Raw genomic sequence first — 15952 nt, 5'->3', positions numbered from 1 at the left:
AAGCTCACTTTACTTAAAGTATACAAAAAGCAGCTAATAAGCTGCTTTTTTTTATTCGGTTTTCAAACCTATTCTTTTCTGTAAAAAAATTAACCTACTGGTTTCTTTCTTCACGTAAAAAAACTGGAGAAGCAGGCGTCGATAGCTCTTCACTATAATAATAACCATCGGCGTCAAATTGTTGAATCCCAGCTAACGTATTAATGTCATTATCAATTAAATATCTCGCCATTAGGCCGCGGGCTTTTTTAGCATAAAAACTAATTACCTTATATTGACCATTTTTACAGTCTTTAAAAGCCGGGGTGATTAATGTCGCTTTTAATTGCTTTGATTTTACAGCTTTAAAATATTCGTTTGAGGCTAAATTTACAATAATGTCGTCAGATTGCTCTGTAACCGCGGCATTAATTTCGTCAGTGATAACCTCGCCCCAAAATGCATAAAGGTTTTTACCTTTTGAGTTAGCTAAACTGGTGCCCATTTCTAAGCGGTATGCCTGCATTAAATCAAGCGGCTTTAACAGCCCGTATAAACCAGAAAGAATGCGTAGATGTTGCTGAGCTTTATTAATTTGCTGCTCTGTCATTGAGTCAGCATCAAGCCCAGTATAAACATCCCCTCTAAATGCAAACATGGCTTGCTTGGCGTTATCAAGGTTGAAGTTAGGTTGCCATTCACTAAACCTTGCCGCATTTAAGCCTGCAATCTTATCACTGACTTTCATTAATGAAGCAATATCTACTGGTGTAAGTTCGCGACAAACTTCAATCAATTGCTGACTATGATCTAATAAAGTGGGTTGAGTAAATGACGAGGTCTTAGCTGCGGTATCGAAATCTAAGGTTTTTGCTGGAGAAACTAATACTAACATCGTTAACTATCCTATTAAGCCATACAGTATTCAACTTTAATACTTCCTATGATACTGGGCTGAATAAAAAAAACCATGCAATAAATGCATGGTTTTTTAGATTGTACTAATAGAGTTTAGTGTTCACTCATTAAAGTGGACTCTATCAATCCTTTTAATCTACTTGTCAGATTCAACTGGCTTATTTTTCCAGATGCCATCTTCAAGCTGTTCAGCAAGCTCAGGGAACTTATCTGTATCGAAAACTGGTTCTTCTCCAGCTTTAACTTGTTGGCGATAATCGTTAATCACTCGAACTGCTAGACCAGATAATAATAGTAAGGCAATGACATTCACCAGTGCCATTAAGCCCATAGATACATCTGCTAGGTTCCATACGATATTAATTTTTGCAATAGCACCAAACATCACCATACCTAAAACCGCTAAGCGGAATAACGGTAATGCACCTTTCTTATTGCCAGAAAGATACATTACGTTGGTTTCTGCGTATGAATAGTTAGCAATAATAGAAGTGAAACAGAACAGTAAAATGGCAAAAGCAATGAACGCACCGCCCCAATCACCAACATGGGAAGATAACGCATTAATTGTCATCCCAATACCATCACCACTACCGGCAGCATCGCCAGACAATAGAATAATCGCAGCGGTTGCAGTACAAATTACAATAGTGTCAAAGAAAACACCCATCATTTGCATATAACCTTGTGATGCCGGGTGATTTGGATTTGGTGAAGCACTCGCCGCAATATTGGCAGCACTACCCATACCCGCTTCGTTTGAGAACAGACCACGTGCAATACCTGCTTGCATAGCTTGAGCGATACTGTAAGCAACCGCACCACCAGCGGCTTCTTGCCAGCCAAATGCACTTTTAATAACCAAAGTGAAGACTGCTGGTAATTGCTCAACATTCATCAAGACAACGACAAATGCAATCGCAATGTAGGCTAGCGCCATGATAGGTACGATAACCTCAGACACTTTAGCAACCTTCTTAAGGCCACCCATAATCACTACACCACTTAATATAGCGATAGCAATACCCACATAAACTGGGTCAAAACCAAATACAGCCGTCATTGCACCAGTAATAGTATTTGCTTGAACCGCATTAAATACTAAACCGAAACAGATAATCAGCAAGATTGAGAACAGGATCCCCATCCAACGCTGACCCAAACCTTTTTCCATATAGTAAGAAGGGCCGCCGCGGTATTGACCATCAGAATCTTTCACTTTATAGACTTGCGCTAAAGTAGATTCAATCATAGCAGTTGCCATACCTAATACAGCAATTGCCCACATCCAGAAGACAGCACCAGGGCCTGCCATTCCGATAGCGACAGCAACACCAGCCATGTTACCCGCGCCAACACGCGCAGCCATACTGGTACAAAATACTTGGAAGGAAGATAGACCATGACGGCCAGGACGACGGCTAATCGCTAAAATTTTGATGCCGTGTGTAAAGTGAGCTATTTGAATGAAACCTAAACGTACAGTAAAAAATAAACCTGCACCAACCAGCCCGTAAACTAACAATTTACCCCAGAGTAAATCGTTCATGAAATTCACAATCGTTTCTAACATTGCCATGCTTTATTTATTCCTTGGAATAACTTTATTTTGCAAAAAGACAGCCTGTATTGAATTACCCCAAAGGCTTGTTGCTTCAAACAAAATAAAATTATCGTATTATTTTAATAAAAACACTCAAGTTCTAAGTCAACAACCCACTAAGGCTATCTGATGACATTGAGTTTAGTGAGCGAAAATATTAGTTATTTATTATTTAGGATTTGATCGAGTTAACTTTACTTTTTTTAAGCACGAATGCCTAGCAAACTTTCTCAATTCATTATCTCTGTTTTTTCGGAGCAAAAAATTAGCATAGATGATCTGAAGCGTCAGGTGATCTTGATCACACTTATCTAATTACCAGCCTTAACCCTCATCTCAAATAACAATCTTACGCCCTTAATCGTAAAAGAATTAACATCAAATCAACCTACACCCATTTTTTTAATAAAAAGATTTAATAAAAACTTAGACAAAGACCACATTATTGCAACCGTTTTAAGAATACAGTGTTCTCATTAAAGGTTAAATAAATTTTACTTTAAACATTGAGGTCAATTATGACGCATGAAAATGAAATCACGTCGCTAAAGAAATTTGTTCGAGCTACAAACTTTCTCGCCACTTCTCAAATCTACCTAAAACAAAATGTATTATTCAAAAGAGATTTGAAACACGAAGATATTAAGCCAAGACTACTTGGTCATTGGGGAACCTGCCCTGGGATAAACTTTGTCTACGCTAACGTTAATCGCCTCATCGTCAAACATCAAAGAGACTTCATTTATCTTGTAGGTCCTGGCCATGGTTTCCCTGCAGTTCAAGCTAACTTATTTGTTGAAGGTTCATTAAGTCACTTCTATCCAGAAACCATTCCATATAATGAAGCTGGCATTGAGGATATTTGTAAAAAGTTCTCTGCAGCTTACGGTTACCCTTCTCATGCAAACCCTGAAGCGCCGGGGCAAATTCTTGAAGGAGGTGAATTAGGTTACTCACTTTCTGTTGCTTGGGGTGCTGTACTTGATAACCCAAATTTAATTGCGGCTTGTCTGGTAGGTGATGGTGAGTCAGAAACTGGGCCATTAGCAGCTTCATGGTATGCAAATCGTTTAGTAGACCCAGCTACTAATGGTGCAGTACTGCCAATCGTTCACATTAATGGTTATAAAATTTCTGGCCCGACTCGAATGGGACGTATGGATCATGAAGAACTCGATCTTGAATTCCGCGGCTTAGGCTACCACCCAATTATTGTTGATGATGAGCTTGAAGAAGATGTGTTCGTCCAAATGTCGAATGCGATGGACTTGTCTTACGAAATGATCAACGACATTCAAACTCGTGCTCGCAATGGCGAAGATGTTTGTAAACCTCGCTGGCCTGTTATTTTAATGCGTACAGCTAAAGGTTGGACTGGTACAGCAGAACATGGCGGTAAAAAACTAGAAGGTAACTGCGAATCACATCAAGTTATCGTTAATAAGTGCGCCACTGACGCAAGTCATTTAACCGCGTTAAACGAATGGTTAGACAGTTATAAGTTTGACGAATTGTGTGAAATCAATACTGAAGGTCAAATTACCTTTGATAAAGATATCCAATCACTTATTCCACCTAAGCACTTATGCTGCGGTCGCCAACATTTAAGCTACGGCGGTGAAGTCGTTCGCGCTCTTGCTCAGCCTGATCTTAAAAAACTAAGTTATGGCCCTGAAACTCCTCGCGGTACTCGCGGTGTTTCAATGTATAAGATGGGCGAATGGATGCGCGATGCATTTAAATTAAACCGCGATCAACGCAACCTTCGTATTTTCAGCCCAGACGAAACATACTCTAATCAATTGCAAGCGGTCTTCGAAGAAACTGACCGTGCTTGGCAATGGCCAATAAAGAGTTGGGATCAAGACATGGCTCGTGACGGCCGTGTGATTGAGCTACTCTCAGAGAACTTACTCTTTGGTATGATGCACGGTTACACTGTCACAGGTCGCCATGCAATGTTCCCGACCTACGAAGCTTTCTCTCAAGTCGTTTCATCAATGGCTGACCAATACTGTAAATATGTATATGCAAGCCAAGGGGTTCATTTCCGTAAACCTGTACCTTCTTGTAATGTGGTGCTGTCTTCATTACTAGAGCGTCAAGATCACAATGGCTACTCTCATCAAAACCCTTCTTTCTTAGGGGCAATGCTCGAGAAACACCCTGACATTATCTCTGCGTATTTACCAGCAGACGGCAACACCACTCTTACTTACACTGAACGTGCTTATGAAGACCGTGACAAGTTAAATATTCTCGTTGCAGGTAAAAAAGATTTACCTCAATGGCTATCACTTGATGAATCTCGCAAGCAAACAGAAGATGGTGTTATGGTGTGGGATTTCGCCTCAGACGAAAACCCAGATGTTGTACTTGCAGGTTGTGGCGATTACGTCACGCAGGAATGTATGGCTTCACTAGTACTAATTCGCGAATTACTGCCAAGAGTACGCATTCGATTTGTCAGTGTCACAGAATTAAACAGTAATGGTCTAGGTAGCCGAGATTTCCAAGCAAAACCTTGGATGATGGATGAAATCTTTACCGAAGATAAAGGCGTAGTATTTAACTATCATGGCTACCCTAATACGATTAAAAAGCTCGTATTTGACTATAAAGGTAGCCGCCGTTTTCGAATTAAAGGTTATGAAGAAGAAGGTTCAACAACCACACCATTCGATATGGGCGTTCGAAATGGCACATCACGCTATCATTTAGTGATTGATATGGCATACAAACTGTTCCAACAAGGTGTTATTGATGAAACTCAGCATGTGGCTATCACTACTGATATGTTGCAGCGATTAGTTGAGCACCGTAACTACATCAAAGCAAATGGTGTTGACCCACAAGAGATTGAAAACTGGGTCTGGACTCGTTAACTGAGATTATCAATACACATTCGATTAAATAAAAAGCGCCCTAGGGCGCTTTTTTAATGCCTTAAACGCCCGCATAAAAACCAAATAAACAACACCAGCACAACTTAAATAACAAAGATATTCTAATTAATAGAAACATTAATCTTTCTTACTATGGAAAACCATTGAATTTACGACGATAATTACGTTGCTGACAAAAGCATAATAGGAACACCACATAAGCGTCAGCGACACATGCAACAAACTATTAACTTGCATGCGTTATGGTGGAGTAAAATAACAATGGACTTATACATGATGAAGAACACATTAAAAGTAGTATTACTCACCTCTATGTTACCTTTTGCTGCTTCAGCAGAACAAGAGCTAACACCGTGGTACGTAGGTGGTGGTTTAGGTATTAATAACTATGAACCTAACTGCGATCAGAAAACAATGAAAGTGTGCGGTGAAGATGACCCATATGCATGGGATGTTTTCGGTGGTTACTTATTTAACGATTACTTTGGTGTCGAGCTAGGCTACCGTGACTTAGGTCGCGCAGAATGGACCGACTACAGCAACAAACGTAACGATGTTGGCGCTAGAGGCATGACGTTAGGTTTAGCAGCATTTTTACCTATTAGCGAAAAGTGGAGTTTTTCAGCTGAAGCTGGTGCAATGAACTACCTTATTTCTAATAAGAAAAACTATAATACTGAATATTATAGTGACAGCGGCATAGCACCTTATGTTGGTGTTGGCTTTGGTTACAACTTTACCCAAAATCTAAAGCTACAAGCTAAATATCGTCGTTATGAAAACCTAGATGATGATAAATACAATACGCTCGATATGGAAAGTAACTATTGGGGACTTGAACTTAGCTACCGCTTCGGCGTAGATAAGCCAGCACCTGTCGTTGCTCCCGTTGTTGCTGCACCAATAGATTCAGATAATGATGGTGTAACAGATGATTTAGATAAATGCCCTGATACACCTTCGACCCATAAAGTTGATGCACAAGGTTGTACTATTTATGAAGACGCACCAATTTCTTCACGCTTAGAAGGCCTATTATTCGATAATGATTCTGCAGTTTTAAAACCTGAATCAAAACCGCGTATGGACAAAGCAGCGAAGTACTTAAAAGACAACCCACATACATCAGTGGTTATTGAAGGACATGCCTCGCACGTTGGTAATTCTGATTACAATATGGAATTATCAGAGAAACGAGCTCAAGCAGTTGTAGATGCACTAGTTAATGACTACGGTATTGATGCTACTCGTTTAAAAGCTGTTGGATTTGGTGAAGATCGCCCAATCATAGAAGGCACTTCAGCGGAAGCTAACAAGCAAAACCGTCGTATTGAAGCTGTAGTCAGTGGTGCAGAAAAGCGTCCTGTACTAAAATAAAATACAATAAGTACTAAGCTTAATTGAAATAATAAAGTCGCTGCTTGCAGCGACTTTTTATTTTAAAACTTTCATTTGAATTTTAACAAACAGAATAAAGAAACCCTTACAACCACAAGGTTGTTATCGGTAACAAATTTTTTAACAAGCGGGTAAATTTGTTAAATAACTAAAGAATCAGATATTAAATAACAAGTTTTTCCGTTAAAACGCTCTAAATGGCAATTTTTATGTAATTTTTTTACAAAAATTGTTGGAAAATACAGTAAAATCGCTTCTAATAACCGCACTGAACAAAATAACTTTGTTACTTGAGAGGGAAATTTCCATGGCGAACACGTTAGCTCAACTTAAAGCACTAACAACCATTGTTGCAGACACTGGCGACATCGAAGCAATTAAACGTTACCAACCTGAAGATGCGACCACCAACCCTTCTCTGATCCTAAAAGCAGCACAAATTCCAGAATATGCACCTCTAATTGATGACGCCATTGCATGGGCAAAAGGCCAATCAAGTGATGTTGCACAACAAGTTGAAGATGCTGGCGATAAATTAGCGGTCAATATTGGCGTGGAAATTTTAAAAATTGTTCCTGGCCGTATTTCAACAGAAGTTGACGCACGTCTTTCGTTTGACAAAGCAGGTTCAATTGAAAAAGCGCACAAGCTTATTCAGCTATATAAAGAAGCTGGCATCGATAAATCTCGTATCCTGATTAAACTGGCTTCTACTTGGGAAGGTATTTGCGCAGCAAAGCAATTAGAACAAGAAGGCATTAATTGTAACTTAACTTTATTATTCAGCTTTGCCCAAGCACGCGCGTGTGCTGAAGCTGGCGTATACCTAATTTCTCCATTCGTTGGTCGTATTTTAGATTGGTATAAAAAAGATACAGGCCAAGATTATACTGCAGAAACTGACCCTGGCGTTGTATCAGTGACAGACATTTATGATTACTACAAACGTCATGGATATAGCACTGTCGTTATGGGTGCAAGTTTCCGTAATATCGGTGAAATTATCGAGCTTGCGGGTTGTGACCGTCTTACAATTGGCCCTGCATTACTTGAAGAACTTGCTAACAGTGATGTAGCAATCACGCAAAAGCTTAAGCCTGCAACATCAATCAAAGCTGCGCCAACGCCGCTAACTGAAGCACAGTTCCGCTGGGAATATAACCAAGACCCTATGGCAGTTGATAAACTTGCTGAAGGTATTCGAAATTTTGCCATTGACCAAGGAAAATTAGAGGTCATGTTAAACGAGAAACTTGGCTAAATCCAAATTCAATGGAGTGATTTGCATGACACATTTAACTCAGAGTAATACCTGGCAGCAGTTATCTCAAAATGCAGCAGCATTACCACATATGCGTGAATTATTTGCCCAAAACCCTTCGAGATTTGAGCAATTAAGTGTTAAAGATTGCGGTTTGTTATTAGATTATTCTAAAAACCGAGTTGATGATGAAACTTTAAGCTTACTATTTAAGTTAGCTAAAGAAGCTGATTTAAGTAATAAAATTGCGGCTATGTTTAACGGCGATATTATTAACAATACTGAAGGACGCGCAGTACTGCATACGGCACTTCGCAGTAAGCCTGAGCAGGTCATCATGGCTGAAGGCAATAATATTGTTCCTGAAATTCAGCAAACTTTAGCTAAGATGGCACAGTTTGTTGAATCAGTACAACAAGGCGAATGGAAAGGCTATACCGGTAAAACCATTACAGACATCGTCAGTATTGGTATTGGCGGCTCTTTCTTAGGTCCTAAGATTGTTTCACAGGCACTTCGACCATACTGGGTTAAAGGTCTAAATTGTCATTTCGTGGCCAATGTTGATGCTAGCTCTATTTGTGAAAAGTTAAAGAATTTAGACGCTGAAACAACCTTATTTGTGATGTCTTCTAAGTCATTTGGCACTCAAGAAACATTAACAAACACCTTAAGCGCAAAAGAATGGTTTTTAGCAAATGGCGGCTTACAAACTGACGTTGCTAAGCATTTTGTCGCAGTAACTTCAAACGTTGCTAAGGCCACAGAGTTTGGTATTGATGCTACAAACATCTTCCCTATGTGGGACTGGGTTGGCGGCCGTTATTCATTATGGTCAGCAATTGGTTTACCTATCGCGCTTCTTGTGGGAATGGATAACTTCAAGCAATTGCTTGATGGTGCTCACCAAATGGATAACCATTTTGCCAATACACCGCTGGAGCAAAACATGCCTGTCATTATGGGCATGATGTCAGTATTGTACGGCAACTTCCATAATGCTCAGTCACATGTTGTACTGACCTACGATCATTACCTGCGTGGTTTACCAGCTTACTTCCAGCAACTTGATATGGAAAGTAACGGAAAATCGGTCATGTTAGATGGCACTGAAGTCGATTTCAGCACAGGGCCTGTCATTTGGGGCGGTGAAGGCACCAATGGCCAACATGCTTACCATCAGTTATTGCATCAAGGAACTGCATTAATTCCTGCTGATTTCATTATGCCACTGCAAAGTCACAATCCATTAGGCGAGCATCATAATCAACTTGCATCAAACTGCTTTGGCCAAACGCAAGCATTAATGCAAGGCCGAACTTTTGATGAAGCATTAGCTGAGTTATCAGGTAAAGACTTACCTGATTCTGATAAAACGCTTATTTCGCAACATAAAGTGATGACAGGTAATAAACCAAGCAATACGTTATTAATGGATAAACTGACTCCAACTACTTTAGGATCACTCATTGCCCTTTATGAGCATAGAACCTTCGTTCAAGGTGCTATATGGCAAATAAATTCGTTTGACCAATGGGGTGTAGAGTTAGGCAAATTACTTGGAAATGATGTACTGGACCGGATTGGCGCTGAAAGTGCGGCAACTGAGTTAGATTCTTCTAGTAATGCATTAATTAATTTGTATCGACAAGGTCAGATATAAACACTAAAAAAGCCAGCGCAAGCTGGCTTTTTTATTAGCACTTCAATCAACTCGGTAGCACAAGTCTCTAAATAGTCCAGTTAACCTTCATTAACTTGTCAGCTCAAGTTAACAAAAATGAAACATGGCTATTGCACAATAGCGAAGAAATATGATACTTATTTGCATAGAGACATCATAATAACAAGGGAGGTTTACCATGGATCGTTTAGACTATGGTGGTGCGCTAGACCAAGTTGTTGAAAGACCAACTCGCTCAAAAAGCTCAAATAAAAAACGTAAATGGCGGGAGATAGAAGCGTTAAAGGACAAACAGCGTCTACTCAAAGAACTTCAAGACATCGATACTAGTTTTGATTTTGATTTTGAAACAATGCCTCTTTAGGTATTAATGACTAATTGAATAGTTATTCAAATTTCAAAATAAAAAAGAGCGCCTTTGGCGCTCTTTTTGTATCTAAAATGTTAAATCACCTTTTATCTACATGTGAAATATGCTCTTTTAACTCTTCGAATATAGTTTCATCATTATCACTAAATAATGGATCTTCAACTAATTGCTTTTCACACTGAGATTTAATCGCTTGCCAATCTTCAGCTTGAAGTTGTTTGGCAAATAAAGGAAACAACTCGGTCTCTTCATATTCCATATGCTTTTGTTGAATTTCTACATAGGCTTGTAGATCTGTGACTAGCTTCTCTCTAGAAATCACTACATCTGATAAAATCAAATTCAAGCTATACATTAAGGCGCCAGAATATTCAGCAAGTCGGCTATGTTCTTCATGCAATTGGGTATTACAAGGACTTGAAAACTTTTTCACAAAGTAATCGTATGTAATGTCTTCTAAAGGGTGATGGCTATGTTCAGCATAGACTTGCATATACTCTACAACGTCTCTTATCAAGGCAAAGTTTACTGCTTCACCTTCTGACAGCTTAATGTTTTTCTTAGCTAATACATCAAGCAAAATAGCAATATGCTTATGATCATTCATAAGCCTTTTCAGTATCATCTTATCCATTATCACCATTCCTTCACGTATAAAGATTAAGCAAACATTGAATATATCCAATCTACACTAGTGCTATTAATGATGTTATGACGAAGATCATAAAATTATAAATTGTCAAAAAAGTGATTTAAAACAATGACGAACAAAATTGCAGTAATAAAAAAGCACCCAAAGGTGCTTTCTATACTCACAAATAGAACGACAAATGATTAGGCGAGTGTTTTAAATAAATGAGCTTTAAGTTGCTCAAAATCCGCATCAAGTTCTGCCGATAAAATAGGTTTATTCACTACGGCTTCAAGTTCTGCAGGCAGTGATAAACTGATATTTAATTGAGCATCGACCACATCTTTGAATTTAGCAGGGTGAGCTGTACCTAAGAATATCCCTGTCTCCCCTTCTTTAAGCTCGTCAGATAACCCTTGAGCGGCAATCGCTGCGTGAGGCTCTGATTGATAACCTAATTGGTATAACTCATTTAGCGCTTTAGCTGTTTGCGCTTCAGTCAATGCTAACCCTGTAATTGAAGATAAAGGCCATTTCATCACTTCACAAATGGCTTCAACACGTGGCCAATTTGAAGGCTCAGAGACATCCATCGCATTAGACATTGTCGCAACAGTGGCATTGGGGGCCCAATCGCCTGCAGATAGGTAACGCGGTACTGTGTCATTTGAATTAGTCGCCGCAATAAAACGCTTAATTGGTAACCCCATAGCCTTAGCAAATAAGCCCGCAGTTAAATTACCAAAATTACCACTCGGTACTGATACTACAATTTCTTCATCACTATTTTGTTTAGCCTGCGCAACAGCTTCAAAGTAATAACAAATCTGAGCTAACAGACGACTTATGTTGATTGAGTTAGCTGAATTTAAATGCAAGCCGTCTCGTACATCGCTGTCATCAAAAGCTTGCTTAACAAGTGTTTGGCAGTCATCAAAATCAGAAGTTACGGCAACAGTGTGAATGTTCTTACCTAAAGTAGTAAACATCTTTTCCTGTAATTCACTGATTTTTCCTTTCGGATACATCACGACTACTTGAACAGACTCTAACCCATAAAATGCATCTGCTACTGCAGCGCCAGTATCACCAGAGGTCGCAGTTAAAATAGTCAGTTTTTTATCGCCAGCAAGTAAGTTGACGCACTGCGCCATAAATCGTGCACCAAAATCTTTAAAAGCTAATGTAGGGCCATGGAATAACTCTAAACAAGCACGTTTGTCATCAGCTTTAACTAATGGTGCGTCAAAGGTAAACGCATTATCAACTAGCTTATCAACATTTTCTTGGCCTATTTCACTTGCTAGCCAAGCGCCTAAAATACGTTTACTACGTTCAGCAAAAGGAAGATCAAGCAGCTCATCCATATTATCTAACACTGGTATAGACTTAGGAAAAAACAAACCGCGATCTTTACCTAACCCTAACTGCACTGCTTCGCTGAAACTCACCACTTGTGATGGATGCTTTAAATTATATAATTCCATTTTTAACGCCTTAATAAATTAATTCAGTATTAAACCCGACGAGTACCAGACTCATCCAGTTTACAGACATGGGCAAAACCACCAGCCTGAGATAAATAGTGTTGCTCTAACCATAATTGAGCTGCTTGTGCTGTTTCAAGTGAGTCAGTAATAGAAAATAGCGTTGGACCACTGCCAGAAATACCAGTGGTTAACATGCCAATTCTTTCAAGTTCGTCACGAGCATTTGTATAACCCGGTATAGCTGCTGCTCGATAAGGCTCAGCCATAACATCTTTCAGTACAGATATCGCAAGCTCTGCATCTTGCTGATAGCTGGCGTGAACAAATGCACTTAAATGACGCGCAAAATCAATTGCCACCGACTTGTCATATTGACTCGGTAACAGCTCACGCATTTTGGCAGTCGACAATGAAATGCCTGGGTAAGCAACAACCCAATACCATTGCTTGAAGCTTGGAATGGCCGCGCACACTTGTTTAGGGGTGTTTAGCATTAGCTGCATACCGCCCAAGTAACATGGCGCAACATTATCAAAATGCACACTACCAGAAATCATTCCCTCGAACTCGCCCATTAGAAGTAACAACGCTTGTTCATCAAATGGTTGTTCAAAATGTTCGTTAAGTGCGTAAAGTGCGGCGACTACCGAGCTTGCGCTCGAACCTAAGCCGCTACCAACAGGTAAGTTTTTCTCTAAACCAATAGCAACTCCTTGAGTGCTATTAAGCTTTTCTAGGAAAAACTCAGCACATTGATAAACAATATTTTGCTTACCATCTTCAGGTAATTTATGAGCCCACGGGCCAGATTGTGAATAATGTACGCCGCTATCTGCTGCTTCAATCATTACTCTATCACCTAATAAGCTGCCATCAATTGGCGCTAACGCTGCGCCAAGTAAATCGTAGCCTACACCGACATTTCCCATTGAGGCTGGGGCATAAACCGTTATGCTCATAATCCTACCTCACGAGTCCAATTAAGTGTTCTTAATACATCAGCAAATGCGCCAGCTGCGGTCACATCAGTACCTGCGCCGTAGCCTCTTAATACAAATGGAATTGGTTGATAGTAACGACTGTAAAACGCTAATGCATTCTCGCCACCTTTAACACTGTATAAAGGGTCGCTTGCATCAACTTCAGCAATGCGCACATAACACTTGCCAGACTCAATTTGTCCTACATAACGCAACACTTTACCTTCAGCTTTGGCAGCTTCGACTCGAGCGCTAACTTCAGCATCAAGTTTTGGTAAATTAGCCAAAAAGGTATCAATGTCACCAGAGTCATCAAATGAGCTAGGTAAAACTGACTCAACGTTAATGTCTTCAAGCTCTAATTCCATGCCAACTTCACGGGCTAAGATCAGCACTTTACGCGCGACATCCATACCACTTAAGTCTTCACGAGGATCCGGTTCAGTAAAGCACTTTTCACGGGCTATCGATGTTGCAGCAGATAAGCTCATCCCTTCATCTAACATACCAAAGATATAAGAGAGTGAACCCGATAAAATACCATTGAAACGTTGAAGCTTATCACCTGCATAAAGTAACTTTTTCAAGTTATCAATTACCGGAAGGCCAGCACCTACAGTTGTTTCATATAAAAACTGACGACGTTGCAATAGCGCAGTGCTGCGAAGCTGCTGATAATATTGATAATCGCGGGTATTAGCTTTCTTATTAGGCGTAACAACATGAAACCCTGAGTTCATCGCATCAACGTATCGGTCTGACACCAATTCACTTGAAGTACAGTCAACGAGTACGGGGTTCAACAACTGTTGTTCCTTACCCCATGCAAATAACTCTGTTAAATCATATTGCATATCACAATCTGCGAGCAATGCCTGCCAATTAGCTAAATCGACTCCATCACTGTTAAGCAGCATTTTGCGTGAATTTGCTACACCACATACTCTCATGGTGATATGTTGTTCTTTCAGCATTGCAGCTTGTTGTTTGATTTGCTCTAACAATCCTGCACCTACATTACCTGCACCAACTAAAAACACATCAAGGTATTGCTGCACATCAAAGAAAGCTTGATGACAGGCACTGATCGCATGTTTTGTTTTACGCTGTTGAATAACAGTTGAAATAGAACGTTCTGACGAACCTTGTGCAATCGCAACAATATTGACACTCGCTTTAGCTAAAGCACTAAAGAACTTAGCTGCTGCGCCTTTATGAGTTTTCATTCCATCGCCAATTAACGACACAATAGCTAAGTCTTGTCTTAACTCAATAGGCTCTAATAGCTCGGACTGAATCTCTAATTCAAATTCAAGTTCAAGTGCTTGCTTAGCTTTTTCTGCTTCGTCAGTGTTAACACAGAAGCTAATACTGTATTCAGATGAACTTTGAGTAATTAACGAGACTGAAATTCCGCTTCTTGAAATAGCTTCCAATGTACGACTTGCCATACCAACCATACCTTTCATGCCGGGGCCTGAAATATTAAACATGGTTTGATTATCAAGATTAGAAATCGCTTTAACTTGTAGGCCAGTTTTGTCCACTTCATTGGATACTAAAGTACCAGGTGCTGAAGGATTAAAGCTGTTTTTGATGTAGCAAGGTATATGATACTGCGCAATAGGTGCAATCGTTTTAGGATGCAGCACTTTAGCACCAAAATATGACAGTTCCATCGCTTCTTGATAGCTAAGTTGCTCTAAAAGCTTTGCATCAGTTACAACACGTGGATCGGTGTTATAAACACCATCAACATCAGTCCAAATCTCACAGCTAGACGCATCTAAACAAGCAGCTAAAACTGCCGCTGAGTAGTCAGAGCCATTACGCCCTAACGTCACTGTTTTACCTTGCTCGTTGGCTGCGGTAAAACCTGGCATTATCCACACTCTTGCTTCATTTAATGCGAGTGCTGCAAAACGCGGTTTACTGACACTGATATCAACCACTGACTCTAAGGCTTTACCATGGGCTACAAATAACTGAGTTGGATCGAACTGAGCTGCCGTAAGTGATTTAGCCAGCATCACTTGTTCCATTAACGCAGCAGATAAGCGCTCACCAGATACAACGACTTGTGCCTGTACATGATCAGGACATTCATTAAGTAACTTAATACCTGTAAGTTTATCGTTCCAATCAACAAGCTGTGCAGCAAGCTTTGCCTCTAATAAACTTTTCTGTTGTGCCGATATTAATTGATCGGCAGCATGTTCAAACAAGCCATTAAATACCGTTTCAATATGGCTTATTACTGCTGAATAGTCCTCACCACGCTGCGCTAAATCAACAAGTTCAAGCAATCCGTTGGTCACAGTGGCTGGGGCTGATAATACTGTGGCAATCGATTCAGATTTTGCTGATTGCTCGATGATGTCCGCAGCCATTAAGAAACGTTGCCAGTTGGCTAACGAGGTCCCACCAAATTTCATTACTTTCATTTTCTACTCCCTTGACTCGCTAGCGCTAAGTTAAATTTTAAATCGAAATATTTTAAAGCCTGAAAACAAAAAGCCCGCTTCTTTGTGGGAAGCGGGCTTGTTGTAAAAATTCTTTAGGGTGTACTCAGCCCGCCCCCACAATGTTAATTGTGGTGGTTGTAATAATGGTAGCTACAACATGGAACTGGATTTTCATCATGACACTCGACTAATTTTTATGTGTTTGTTTTGAATTAATAATAGAATTGCTTTTTTACGTGTCTGTTGTCAACCCTTAACTATAGCTTT

11 protein-coding genes are annotated in these 15952 nt (G+C 39.9%); 5 read left to right on the top strand and 6 right to left on the bottom strand.

Annotated elements, in window-relative coordinates; translation table 11 throughout:
• Positions 1-94 precede the first annotated feature (94 nt).
• Together yaaA and QPX86_RS06610 are read right to left on the bottom strand one after the other, a co-directional pair.
• Positions 95-874, bottom strand: a complete 780-nt coding sequence (gene yaaA, locus QPX86_RS06615; RefSeq protein WP_285164679.1) for a peroxide stress protein YaaA — start codon at positions 872-874, stop codon at positions 95-97.
• 159 nt (positions 875-1033) lie between these two features.
• Positions 1034-2470, bottom strand: coding sequence for an alanine/glycine:cation symporter family protein (locus tag QPX86_RS06610; protein WP_220753615.1), 1437 nt, complete (start codon positions 2468-2470; stop codon positions 1034-1036).
• A gap of 548 nt (positions 2471-3018) precedes the next feature.
• Between QPX86_RS06610 and QPX86_RS06605 the strand changes: the two genes are divergently transcribed.
• From QPX86_RS06605 to QPX86_RS06585, 5 genes are all read left to right on the top strand, one after another.
• Entirely contained in the window at positions 3019-5385 is a 2367-nt protein-coding gene (locus tag QPX86_RS06605) for a phosphoketolase family protein (protein ID WP_220753574.1), read from the top strand.
• 294 nt (positions 5386-5679) lie between these two features.
• Positions 5680-6783 carry an OmpA family protein gene (locus tag QPX86_RS06600; protein ID WP_220753575.1) on the top strand — a complete coding sequence of 368 codons (1104 nt, stop codon included), beginning with the start codon at positions 5680-5682 and terminating at the stop codon, positions 6781-6783.
• Between the two features lie 328 nt (positions 6784-7111).
• Positions 7112-8065, top strand: coding sequence for a transaldolase (gene tal, locus QPX86_RS06595; protein WP_220753576.1), 954 nt, complete (start codon positions 7112-7114; stop codon positions 8063-8065).
• 25 nt (positions 8066-8090) lie between these two features.
• Positions 8091-9728: a glucose-6-phosphate isomerase gene (pgi, locus tag QPX86_RS06590; protein ID WP_285164678.1), complete on the top strand. Its 1638-nt coding sequence runs from the start codon at positions 8091-8093 to the stop codon at positions 9726-9728.
• A 199-nt stretch (positions 9729-9927) separates the two neighbouring features.
• On the top strand, positions 9928-10113 hold the full coding sequence (locus QPX86_RS06585; RefSeq protein ID WP_055025622.1) for a DUF3545 family protein: 186 nt from the start codon (positions 9928-9930) through the stop codon (positions 10111-10113).
• Between the two features lie 85 nt (positions 10114-10198).
• On the opposite strand, the gene QPX86_RS06580 is transcribed toward QPX86_RS06585, so the two are convergent.
• From QPX86_RS06580 to thrA, 4 genes are all read right to left on the bottom strand, one after another.
• Positions 10199-10753: a hemerythrin domain-containing protein gene (locus QPX86_RS06580; RefSeq protein ID WP_259651298.1), complete on the bottom strand. Its 555-nt coding sequence runs from the start codon at positions 10751-10753 to the stop codon at positions 10199-10201.
• Between the two features lie 200 nt (positions 10754-10953).
• Positions 10954-12237, bottom strand: coding sequence for a threonine synthase (thrC, locus tag QPX86_RS06575; protein WP_220753578.1), 1284 nt, complete (start codon positions 12235-12237; stop codon positions 10954-10956).
• A 29-nt stretch (positions 12238-12266) separates the two neighbouring features.
• Positions 12267-13199 (bottom strand): homoserine kinase, encoded by a 933-nt coding sequence (thrB, locus tag QPX86_RS06570; RefSeq protein ID WP_285164677.1) that lies wholly within the window; start codon positions 13197-13199, stop codon positions 12267-12269.
• A complete protein-coding gene (thrA, locus tag QPX86_RS06565; RefSeq protein WP_285164676.1) occupies positions 13196-15664 on the bottom strand; it encodes a bifunctional aspartate kinase/homoserine dehydrogenase I in 2469 nt (822 codons plus the stop codon). The genes thrB and thrA overlap by 4 nt, the downstream gene beginning before the upstream one ends.
• Positions 15665-15952 lie beyond the last annotated feature (288 nt).

Origin of the sequence: Shewanella goraebulensis, from assembly GCF_030252245.1 — a bacterium.
Lineage (GTDB): Bacteria > Pseudomonadota > Gammaproteobacteria > Enterobacterales > Shewanellaceae > Shewanella > Shewanella goraebulensis.
Note: the sequence above shows the minus strand (reverse complement) of the source record. Positions and strands in the feature narration are given on the sequence as shown.